At 45.3% G+C, this 10,045-nt stretch carries 12 protein-coding genes; 11 read left to right on the top strand and 1 reads right to left on the bottom strand.

Annotated features, from left to right (window positions below; all coding sequences use genetic code 11):
• Positions 1-234: 234 nt before the first annotated feature.
• Positions 235-654, top strand: a complete 420-nt coding sequence (locus MKX30_RS26750) for a hypothetical protein (RefSeq protein ID WP_013308104.1) — start codon at positions 235-237, stop codon at positions 652-654.
• A gap of 373 nt (positions 655-1,027) precedes the next feature.
• Here the strand turns inward: MKX30_RS26750 and MKX30_RS26745 are convergent, their stop codons facing one another.
• Complete coding sequence (locus tag MKX30_RS26745) at positions 1,028-1,555, bottom strand: hypothetical protein (protein ID WP_023986421.1); 528 nt, start codon at positions 1,553-1,555, stop codon at positions 1,028-1,030.
• Positions 1,556-1,955: 400 nt separating this feature from the next.
• Here MKX30_RS26745 and MKX30_RS26740 point away from each other — a divergent pair, with 400 nt between their 5' ends.
• The 10 genes from MKX30_RS26740 (at position 1,956) to rsmI (ending at position 9,973) form a co-directional block, all read left to right on the top strand.
• Entirely contained in the window at positions 1,956-2,141 is a 186-nt protein-coding gene (locus tag MKX30_RS26740; RefSeq protein WP_023986422.1) for a sigma factor G inhibitor Gin, read from the top strand.
• Between the two features lie 144 nt (positions 2,142-2,285).
• Entirely contained in the window at positions 2,286-3,869 is a 1,584-nt protein-coding gene (locus tag MKX30_RS26735) for an aminotransferase class I/II-fold pyridoxal phosphate-dependent enzyme (protein WP_340960052.1), read from the top strand.
• Positions 3,870-3,972: 103 nt separating this feature from the next.
• Positions 3,973-4,620: a dTMP kinase gene (gene tmk, locus MKX30_RS26730; RefSeq protein WP_013308107.1), complete on the top strand. Its 648-nt coding sequence runs from the start codon at positions 3,973-3,975 to the stop codon at positions 4,618-4,620.
• A gap of 74 nt (positions 4,621-4,694) precedes the next feature.
• Positions 4,695-5,024: a cyclic-di-AMP receptor gene (locus tag MKX30_RS26725; protein WP_007427998.1), complete on the top strand. Its 330-nt coding sequence runs from the start codon at positions 4,695-4,697 to the stop codon at positions 5,022-5,024.
• Between the two features lie 197 nt (positions 5,025-5,221).
• Positions 5,222-5,665, top strand: coding sequence for a YaaR family protein (locus tag MKX30_RS26720; protein WP_013308108.1), 444 nt, complete (start codon positions 5,222-5,224; stop codon positions 5,663-5,665).
• A 247-nt stretch (positions 5,666-5,912) separates the two neighbouring features.
• Positions 5,913-6,908: a DNA polymerase III subunit delta' gene (gene holB, locus MKX30_RS26715; RefSeq protein WP_023986424.1), complete on the top strand. Its 996-nt coding sequence runs from the start codon at positions 5,913-5,915 to the stop codon at positions 6,906-6,908.
• 138 nt (positions 6,909-7,046) lie between these two features.
• Positions 7,047-7,847: a PSP1 domain-containing protein gene (locus MKX30_RS26710; protein ID WP_013308110.1), complete on the top strand. Its 801-nt coding sequence runs from the start codon at positions 7,047-7,049 to the stop codon at positions 7,845-7,847.
• 27 nt (positions 7,848-7,874) lie between these two features.
• Positions 7,875-8,249: a DNA replication initiation control protein YabA gene (yabA, locus tag MKX30_RS26705; protein WP_025722558.1), complete on the top strand. Its 375-nt coding sequence runs from the start codon at positions 7,875-7,877 to the stop codon at positions 8,247-8,249.
• A 90-nt stretch (positions 8,250-8,339) separates the two neighbouring features.
• Positions 8,340-9,095 (top strand): tRNA1(Val) (adenine(37)-N6)-methyltransferase, encoded by a 756-nt coding sequence (locus MKX30_RS26700; RefSeq protein WP_023986426.1) that lies wholly within the window; start codon positions 8,340-8,342, stop codon positions 9,093-9,095.
• Complete coding sequence (gene rsmI / locus MKX30_RS26695) at positions 9,092-9,973, top strand: 16S rRNA (cytidine(1402)-2'-O)-methyltransferase (protein ID WP_023986427.1); 882 nt, start codon at positions 9,092-9,094, stop codon at positions 9,971-9,973. The genes MKX30_RS26700 and rsmI overlap by 4 nt, the downstream gene beginning before the upstream one ends.
• The last annotated feature ends 72 nt before the right edge of the window (positions 9,974-10,045 follow it).

The raw sequence follows: 10,045 nt of genomic DNA, 5'->3' as shown, positions 1-10,045 counted from the left end.
ACAAGTAAAGAGGACCATAATCTCAATGAGATTATGGTCCTCTTTTTTGCATATACGTATACTTTAGAAATATCCTTACAAAAGGAAGGTAACATTTTTGTTACGGAATGTAAGAGTAAACCCTGTATAATATAGGTATTGAATCCCATACACACACGCTGCATTATTGCAGAATTATGCAAACTCCATCATAGGATTTTGTATAGTCAATCAGGCTGGTAAGGAGGGAAGATCATGCGGCGAAATAAATGGCTTGCTCTATTGGTGCTATTCAGTGTCGCTGTCGCGATTCTTACCGGGTGCGTGGAGGAGGAGCCTTCTTGGACATCGTTTGAGGGTGCTGCCAATGAGAAGACGTTTCCGGTTCCCAAAGAAGCTAGTAAAACCGATCGGGCCAGCAGTAATTCGGACATGGACTATGTTCGCTATGCACTGCCAGCATTGAAGGAAAGTGATAGTCTACCTGCTCCTTATCTAGAGGAGATTGCAGCTTGGGGCTGGACTGAGGAACCGAATTTATCCACCTCGAATCAGAAGGTGTTTCAGAAAAATAAACACATGGTGCATTTATCTGTGCATGATGGTTCTTTTACTGTATTGGTTCCAAAAGACAGAAAGGCTGTTGTGAAGAGCAAAAGCGTGGATCTTAATTAGGGACACGGTTTTTAACCGAGTAAGTAGCATAGGATTTATTGTAGATCATATTTTTAGTAAACTCATAGCGTATTGTATGCTGTGTATAATGATGAATGAAGAGATCGGATATGGGGAAGCACTCAGAACTGCAGTTGAGTAGGGGGTGGCTTCCTTTTATATATTTGCATGTTGATCAAATGCTCTACATGAATAACGAGGATAATGATGAGGAAAAGTTTACTTGATAAGCGAATATAACGATTACAGTTGTTAAGTCACAAAAAAAGGAGTAACCGGTTGAGGTTGCTCCTTTTTTATTGCTTCGGTCTATATGGGTGTAGGTTAGTTCAGACCTGAATTTTCTATCTGTACGGATAATGAGTGGTTAGATTTACTGTTGATAATATGAGGCATCTTCATCGGTAAACTTCAACATGCCGTCTTTTCTCTCGCCTGTAAGCCGACTGAGGATGTATAGACGCGGTGCAATAAGCCATAGATGCCAGAAGAGTAAGGATACAGTAAAGGCTGGTGGAGACCAGAGAATGAATACGGCTGATAAGCAGATACCGATCCAGAGGGTATGTATGTGCACACGACGAAAGATGCTATAGCCTATATACTGGTCTGTCATATAGCCTAGCCAAGGTAATTTACGATGGAATGCCCAGCGTTTGCGGAAGGATGTTCCGCCACCGATGTATAGGACAGATCGTGAGATTACGAAGTGTACCCATAAGGTTAGGAAAAAGGCAAGAGCAAACAAAAACACGCTAGTCCAGGAAAAGGCAAGAAGCAGAAAGAGAAGCATAATAATAGGTAATGTGATGTGACTCCATATTAGTTGACGCGGTATACTGATTTTTTTAATGAGCTTGTAGTGATAGTAGGTAGCTTTGGTTCCGGTTTCCTCTGTCATGCGAACAGTCCTTTCATTAATCTACTGCATCACAAGTGGCTTCCCGTCCACAGCCGGAAAAAGGGACGGTACTTCGCTCATGCCGCTTTAAATAAGCATTTAATCGTTTTTGTAGAAATACAGAATGATCAACATCCAGTGTTAGCTAGCCTACTCTATAATTAATGGAAAAGCTATCACTGATGAAGTGTTCAAGGGCTCCGATGAAAGGGTATCCATACATAAGAGCTTTTCTTATTATATCGGCATAGACGGCTGTTTTTTAAACATACGGGGTACAAACACCATAATGGCCCAGAAGGAATATATATAGAGTATATCGTCGAACTGGGCTATGAAAAGGTTTAAAATAGTAGAAAGTGCCCCATACTAATAGTAAAAGAAACAAGGTGGGATGGATATGCATGATCAAGGCGGCCACCGCTGCATTATATGCGGGCAGCACAAGCATGAAGGCATTTTTATCGTTTCCGAGTTTATCTGTGATACGTGTGAAGCTGAAATGGTGCACACGGATGCAACTGATGCCAAATATCATTTTTTTATTGATCAATTAAAGCAAATCTGGGTACAGAAAAATGCATAATATCCTTTGCTAATTAGTCTTTGAAGGATTGGCATTCCAAGGTCTGTCGATACGGGCCTTTTTTTCTGTGAGTAAAAGTAGGATTCCGCTTGATTTTACGATAAAATAAGGTAGATATAAAGCTTTGTTTGGAAGGATTGCAGAATGATGGGGAAAAAGGCGGTACATGCACCATTAATGGAAGCTCTAATACGTTACCGGACTCAGGGCAATGCTTCTTTCCATGTACCCGGTCATAAAAATGGACAAGTATATGAGCATGAAAATATTGCGTCTCTGTTGCAAGAAGTGATGTCTATTGATGCGACAGAAATTTCTGGACTGGATGATTTGCATCACCCAGAAGATGTGATTCGTGAAGGGCAGGGACTGGCTGCAAAGTGCTTTGGTGCTGAAGAGAGCTTTTGGCTAATTGGAGGAAGCACGGTCGGTAATTTGGCTATGATTTTAACTGTATGTACGGAGCCGGGAGATCTACTGCTGGTACAGAGGAATGTGCACAAATCTGTCCTGAACGGTCTCATGCTGTCAGGGGCTAACGCGGTATTCCTGGATCCGGAAATAGATACACTAAGCGGACTGGCGGTTGCCCCAACGACGGATACAATAAAGGCTGCACTGAAGGCCTATCCTTCGGCTAAAGGGGTGTTACTTACACTACCTAATTACTATGGGATGGGGCATGACCTGACGGCAACGGCTAAGGCTTGTCATGCAGCCCATGTGCCGCTATTGGTAGATGAGGCACACGGTGCCCATTTTGGGTTGCATCCTCGTTTGCCAGCCTCTGCGCTGTCCTGCGGGGCTGATGTAGTCGTCCAGTCGACACATAAAATGCTTCCAGCGATGACCATGGGTGCCATGTTACATGTGCAGGGAGAGAGAATCCATCGGGAACTGCTTCGTCAGCGGTTGGCGATGGTGCAGAGCTCTAGCCCTTCTTATCCGTTAATGGCTTCACTGGATTTGGCAAGATGGTATATAGAGGCGTATGGAGCGGATGCTTTTACAGTGGGCTTAGCGGCGGCAGATGCTTTTAGAAAGGGCCTGGAGCAGCTCCCACGCTTTCGCTTGCTAGAACCTACACAGCAGGTACTAGAGGGGAAAGGCGCTCACAGGGGAATCTCTGAGGTCCTAGAAAGGGCTGAGGAGGGAATAAGCGGATATTCAACCCAGGACCCTTTTAAATTGGTGCTGTATGATACATGGGGGATACTGGATGGGTTTGGACTCAAGCATGAGTTGGAGACTTATGGATGTACTCCAGAGATGAGCGACGAAAAACATGTTGTTTTATTGTTTACGTTAGGCTCTACGCCTAAGGATGCGAGTCACCTGTTGCAGGCTCTTGTGCATATAGATAATGATATAAGATTTAAGGAGACGGCTGGTGAGCCGGGGGCAACGGAAAAAGAGCTGCAAAGACTCGAATTAGATTTTTCCACGTGGAACAATGATAGAATGAAGGGATACTCTAGTCCGGTGCCGTTTGGACTTCGACCGATTAGCCCGGATCAGATAGAGAACGTGTCTGTAGAGGATTCCGCTGGCAGGGTAGCGGCTGAAATGATTATCCCGTATCCTCCAGGTATTCCGCTGTTATATACAGGAGAAACAATCACAGAAGCGATTGCACTGCGGATGAGTCGTCTACGTGAGCTGGGAGCCAAGTGGCATGGGATAGCAGATGAAAGTATGCTTACAATTCGGGTATTCCGTTTACAATAAAGATTAGATACTAGAGACTTAACAAATACAGAAGACTGAATAAAAGAAGCATACGTAGCCTGTGGGTGACTTTTATTTTTCAGGCAGGAAAGCAGGGAATAACATGAATCGCAAAGGCATTTTTATCACACTGGAGGGGGGAGACGGCTCCGGTAAAACAACTATGATTCAACGGCTGGCGAAGTTTATGGAGGAAGAAGGCTATCCAGTCATCACGACGAGGGAGCCGGGTGGCATCGAAATTTCCGAAAAGATTCGCTCTATCATTTTGGACCCTGCTCATACCAGTATGGATGCTCGAACAGAGGCACTTTTATACGCGGCGGCGCGGCGTCAGCATTTGGTGGAGAAGGTAAAGCCGGCTATTGAACAGGGAGCTATCGTATTATGTGATCGTTTTGTGGATAGTAGCTTGGTCTATCAAGGATTTGCAAGAGGGATCGGAATTGAAGAGGTAGCTTCAATTAATCGCTTCGCGGTGGATGATTGGGAGCCGGATGCCACATTTTATCTGGATATTGAGCCCGAATTGGGATTGGCAAGAATTAATGCGTCACGAGGAGCAGAAATGGACCGCCTCGACATGGAGAGTATATCGTTTCACCATAAGGTGCGAGAGGCATATTTGGAGTTGGCTCGCAAATTTCCGGAGCGAATTACAATTGTTGATGCATCTCCGGCGCCAGAGCAGGTGGAGCAAGTATTGAAGGATTTGCTGAAAAAGCGGTTTGTTCAGAATTTTAGCATATAATTGTCGAAGGATATACGGTAAAATTGAGCTAGGGACAAGGTTGTCTCTAATATGACTTGAAGGAGGAATACAGGATGAAGCTGATTATTGCGATTGTACAGGATAAGGACAGTAATAGATTATCCAGCGGACTGGTGAAAGCTAATTTCCGTGCTACCAAATTGGCGAGCACAGGAGGATTTCTGCGTGCAGGTAATACGACATTTATGATCGGTGTTGATGACAATCAGGTGGACTCATTAATGAACGTCATTCGCAGCAGTTGCAAGGTTCGTGAACAGCTGGTCACACCCGTTACCCCTATGAGCGGGACGACGGATTCCTATTTACCGTTACCTGTTGAAGTGCAGGTGGGTGGAGCGACGGTATTCGTGATGCCTGTAGACCGTTTCGAGCATTTCTGAATCTACACAATAGGGCCTATTCTGCCGATATGATAGGGGAATCGCCTGTATCTTCTCACATGATGGGAGTGAGGGCAGATCCACTAAAACGGCAGCGCTACAGCGTAGTCCCCGGAAAGCCGAAGAAACCCCGAGTTCTAGTTTGAACTGTTCATGAAGGGGGAAAGTGGAAGCATCCGGGGAGAAAGCAGGTTTATATGAAAATAAATCCGGGCTATCGCCCTTTACAAAGTACATTGTCTACAAATGAAATGAGTGCAAAGCCAATTCAGCCCAAGAGCTTCTCCGACGTTATGCAGCAAAATGGGGAGCAGGCTTCGCAGGAGGAATTGAATCGGCGCTTTAAGGAAATACAAATGCAGGGAGATCGTCTTGCACGTTCAATGACGATTCGTGAGTTGAAGGCTTATAAGATGCTGGTTAAACGGTTTTTGGAAGATACAGTTCGGCGAGGCGTGTCCATGAAGGACACAAAGGGTTGGGATCGCCGGGGACGCAGCAAACGTTATAAGCTGATTGATGAAGTGGATGAGCTGTTGCTCAAAATGGCGGATGAGCTGCTTGAAACTGAACAAGGCAAGATTGAGCTTTTGCAAGGGGTCGGTGAGATCAGAGGATTGCTGATTAATCTCTCATTTTAATGCAGACTTATGTTATAAATGAATACAGACGGGCTGTTGCCACGAAGAAATAATCTGCTTGCTGATCATGCTGGCAGATTATTTTTGACTATGTATATGTGGGCAGACGTGATACGGAAATAGCAGCAGTTGCCCCGAAAAACGAGGATTTGAAGTTGGAATCATGAAAATAGCAACAAAGTTTGCCCGGAAGAACAACGGTTTGCTGAGGGATCACAGTTGTTTTCAGTGGAGAAAGTGAGGAAATATGTCTTTTCAACATATAATGGGCCAGGATGTAGCCAAAAAAATGCTGCAAAGTGCACTACGGAATCATACGGTCAACCATGCCTATGTTTTTAGCGGGCCGCCGGGAAGCGGGCAGATGAACATGGCGCAGATCTTTGCTAAGGCTTTATTTTGTGAGCGACAGACGGATGATGCATGTGGGGAGTGCTTGTCGTGCCGTAAGGTAGAGCACGGGAATCATCCAGATTTGCACATTGTAGAGCCGGATGGAGCTACGATTAAAATTGATCAGATTCGCGGGCTTCAACGTATATTTTCTTACAAATCTGAAAGCTCCAATCCGAAGGTATATATTATTCGACAGGCGGATACCATGACAGTGCAAGCTGCTAATAGCCTACTTAAATTTTTGGAGGAGCCCCAGATTCCAGTGGTCGGTATACTCATTTCTGAAAATGGACAGGCGTTGCTACCTACGATTCAATCACGGACGCAGCAGGTTCCTTTCCACGCTTTACAGCCGGAAGTGATGATGCAGGCGTTAATTGGGGAAGGCTATACGGCAGGGCTTGTCCGGTCGGTCGTTCATATTGCTTCAGGACTGGAATCATGTAGAGAAATTCTCCAGCAGAATTGGTTTGCAGAAATTAGAAACGTAGTGTTACAATTAGTGAAGGAGTCCATGAGTCGGGGGAGCTCGTCTATTATTCTGGCTCAACAGAAGATTTTTAAAACTGGACTTTCTGAACACCTGGATATTCTGTTTCATCTGTTTCATTTGTGGTTTAAGGATATGCTTCATTTCCGTTACGGAAGGCACGAAAGCATTGTTTTCATAGATCATTTGGAGTCCGTCTCCAAATTGGCAATCACCCGCAGCACGGAACAATGGGTCTCTTATATGGATTTGGCCGCGAATTGCAGGAAGAAGCTCCGTTTTCACGTCAACGGGCAATTATGCGTGGAGCAGCTTCTGATTGGGTTGTCCGATACAAGCGGTTCTATCACCGGCTAACAGGAAGGCGCGCTTGTTCCACTCTGCACAATCCGCGACGCCAGGTTCCCGGTTTGTGCGACAGTGAGACTTCAATTGCGGCCATTCGTACAATGTCGGCTTCAAATGAGGTTTAGTGGCATACAAGGGGGTTAATTTTTGTATAGTGTAGTGGGTGTCCGTTTCAAGAAGGCGGGCAAGACTTATTATTTTGATCCGCTGGACCTTCCAGTGGAGAAAGAAAACTGCGTCATTGTAGAGACCGCGCGCGGTATTGAATATGGCAAGGTTGTAGTGGGCAAAAAAGAGGTAAATGATTCGGATGTTGTCCTGCCCTTAAAAAAAGTCATTCGTATTGCTGGGGATGATGATGCTCTTGTTGTAGAAGAGAATAAATTGGCGGCCAAGGATGCATTCGGCACGTGTTTAAATAAAATTAAAGACCATGGCCTTAAAATGAAGCTGGTAGATGTAGAATTTACATTTGACCGCAATAAGATCATTTTTTATTTTACGGCAGAGGGTCGGGTGGATTTTCGAGAGCTTGTAAAGGACTTGGCCAGTATTTTTCGTACACGGATCGAGCTGCGGCAGATCGGCGTACGGGATGAGGCTAAAATGCTTGGCGGAATCGGACCTTGTGGACGTATTCTGTGTTGCTCCTCATGGCTGGGGGATTTTGAGCCGGTATCTATTAAGATGGCGAAGGATCAGAGTTTGTCGCTGAATCCGACGAAGATTTCCGGGTTGTGCGGGAGATTGATGTGCTGCCTCAAGTTTGAACATGATAACTACGAAAGCATGCGAGAAGAGCTACCTCAGGTGGGTAAGATGGTTATCACCTCTTTGGGAGAAGGTAAAGTCGTAGGTGTGAATGCAGGTCATCGCACGGTGCATGTTCAACTGTTTGAGATCAGTAAGGTCAAGGAACTTCCAATGGACGATGTAGTCGTCAAGTAAACCATTAGGTTGCTTCGGGGTGGAAACTTGGATAAATTAAATGTTTTTGCGCGTATTCACGAAATGGAAACCCAAATGGGACAGTTGCATAGCGATCTGGGTGAATTGAAACTGGCAGTAAAAGAGCTGCTGGAGGAAAATCAACGACTAACGATTGAAAACGAACAGGTGCGCAAGATGCTCAAACGTGAAACCTCTGGAGAAGAAAAGACGGCAAACAAGCCGAAGCTTCCTCCTCCGATCGTCATTAAGGATGAAGGGCAAACGGGTGAGGTCGTGGGTGAAGGCTACGACAATCTAGCAAGGCTGTATCATGAAGGATTTCATATATGCAACGTGTATTACGGACATTTGCGAACGGAAGGCGATTGCCTCTTCTGTCTGTCATTTTTGAATAAATAAAAACAAGCCGTAGGAGCAAGATGCCTACGGCTTTTTTGTAAGGAAGTATGAGTGAAAAGCGATTTTGGTTATAAAAGATGGGAGAGCATTATGGACGAAAATGAAAAGAAGTCTGAACGAATTGATGATTTACTTTCACATAATTTGCGCATTATCCAAAGTGATGAAGTATTCAGCTTCTCGATGGACGCGGTCTTGCTGGCACGTTTTGCTGGTATTCCACAGCGTGGAAAGATCCTGGATCTGTGTACTGGCAATGGGGTTGTCCCGCTGTTGCTAACGACACGAACAAAAGCGTCTATTGAAGGAATTGAGATTCAACCACGCTTGGCAGATATGGCTAGACGCAGTGTCAGCTTGAATGGATTAGAAGCAGCAATTCAGATTCGGGAAGGGGACCTACGTGAGCTGGTTCACATCACGGGACATGGTGTTTATGATGCGATTACCGTGAATCCCCCCTATATGCCGCTAAATGGTAGCGATATCAAGCTGAATCCTCACCAGGCAATTGCCCGTCATGAAGTGAACTGTACACTGGAAGAAGTCATTCAGGCATCCACCCGGCTTGTCCGTAATGGGGGAAAAGTATCCATGGTTCATCGCCCGCAGCGATTGGGTGAGATTATAACCTTAATGCGTAATCATAGTCTGGAACCCAAACGAATACGTTTTGTACACCCACGAGTTCATATGGAAGCCAATATGGTACTGGTTGAAGCATTACGTGACGGCAAACCAGAGGTTCGTCTGTTGCCTCCGCTCATTGTATATCAGGAAAATGGGAATTATACTCAGGAAATAAGAGATATTTATGGAGAAGTAAGCAAGGGGGATTCTGTGTGAAAGCAGCTGTACAAAAAAGCTTTAGTACCAGCGAAGAAGAACGGGGAAAGTTGTATCTTGTTGCAACACCCATTGGGAATCTGGACGATATGACCTTTAGGGCGATTAACACCTTAAAATCATGTAGTATTATCGCTGCCGAAGATACGCGGCAGACACGCAAACTGCTTACCCATTTCGAAATTACACCGGATATGCTCTTCAGTTATCATGAACATAATAAGGCTGCCAGTGGGCCTGAACTGATACGTTATATAATAGAAGGAAAAAATTTGGCACTGGTTAGCGATGCAGGTCTACCGGCCATTTCTGACCCTGGTTCGGATCTGGTCAAGCTGGCACTGGAAGCGGAAATTAGCGTCATTCCTATCCCAGGAGCAAATGCGGCACTATCGGCTTTAATTGCCTCAGGACTGGATACAGAAAGGTTCACCTTCGCTGGCTTTCCACCACGGGAGAAAAAGGATCTAGAGAAGCTGTTGCTATCGTTTCAGGTATCTCACGGCACAATTATTTTTTATGAATCGCCTCATCGCATTGTGAAGACATTGATGGTGTTGAAGGAAACATTAGGTTCACGCAAAGTGGTGCTTGCGCGTGAGCTGACCAAGCTGCATGAGGAATGGGTTCGGGGAACCGTGGAGCAATGCCTTGCTAGACTAGAGGGAAATCCACCGATTGGTGAATATTGCCTGGTCGTTGAAGGAAAAGACGAAGAGGAAGAGGAACAGGAACGTCAGGCGTGGTGGCAGTCCTTATCTTTGGAGTCCCACGTCGCACATTACGAGGCAGAGGGACTTACACGCAAGGATGCAATGAAGCGTACAGCCACAGATCGTTCAATCTCCAAGAGAGATGTTTACAACGCACTCTTATGAATATCTGTCTAAACAAAAAAGGGCCTTCCAACGGTTGGGTTCAAACCGTGGAAGGCAACAAGGAGTATATAT

This window comes from Paenibacillus sp. FSL P2-0173, assembly GCF_038008045.1.
Taxonomy (GTDB): Bacteria; Bacillota; Bacilli; order Paenibacillales; family Paenibacillaceae; genus Paenibacillus; species Paenibacillus polymyxa_B.
The sequence above is the reverse complement of the archived record's forward strand: the minus strand, read 5'-3'. Positions and strand labels throughout refer to the sequence as shown.

Coding starts and splice junctions, on each gene's coding strand:
- MKX30_RS26750 (WP_013308104.1), top strand. CDS start 235: ATGCGGCGAAATAAATGGCTTGCTCTATTGGTGCTATTCAGTGTCGCT.
- MKX30_RS26745 (WP_023986421.1), bottom strand. CDS start 1,555: ATGACAGAGGAAACCGGAACCAAAGCTACCTACTATCACTACAAGCTC.
- MKX30_RS26740 (WP_023986422.1), top strand. CDS start 1,956: ATGCATGATCAAGGCGGCCACCGCTGCATTATATGCGGGCAGCACAAG.
- MKX30_RS26735 (WP_340960052.1), top strand. CDS start 2,286: ATGATGGGGAAAAAGGCGGTACATGCACCATTAATGGAAGCTCTAATA.
- tmk (WP_013308107.1), top strand. CDS start 3,973: ATGAATCGCAAAGGCATTTTTATCACACTGGAGGGGGGAGACGGCTCC.
- MKX30_RS26725 (WP_007427998.1), top strand. CDS start 4,695: ATGAAGCTGATTATTGCGATTGTACAGGATAAGGACAGTAATAGATTA.
- MKX30_RS26720 (WP_013308108.1), top strand. CDS start 5,222: ATGAAAATAAATCCGGGCTATCGCCCTTTACAAAGTACATTGTCTACA.
- holB (WP_023986424.1), top strand. CDS start 5,913: ATGTCTTTTCAACATATAATGGGCCAGGATGTAGCCAAAAAAATGCTG.
- MKX30_RS26700 (WP_023986426.1), top strand. CDS start 8,340: ATGGACGAAAATGAAAAGAAGTCTGAACGAATTGATGATTTACTTTCA.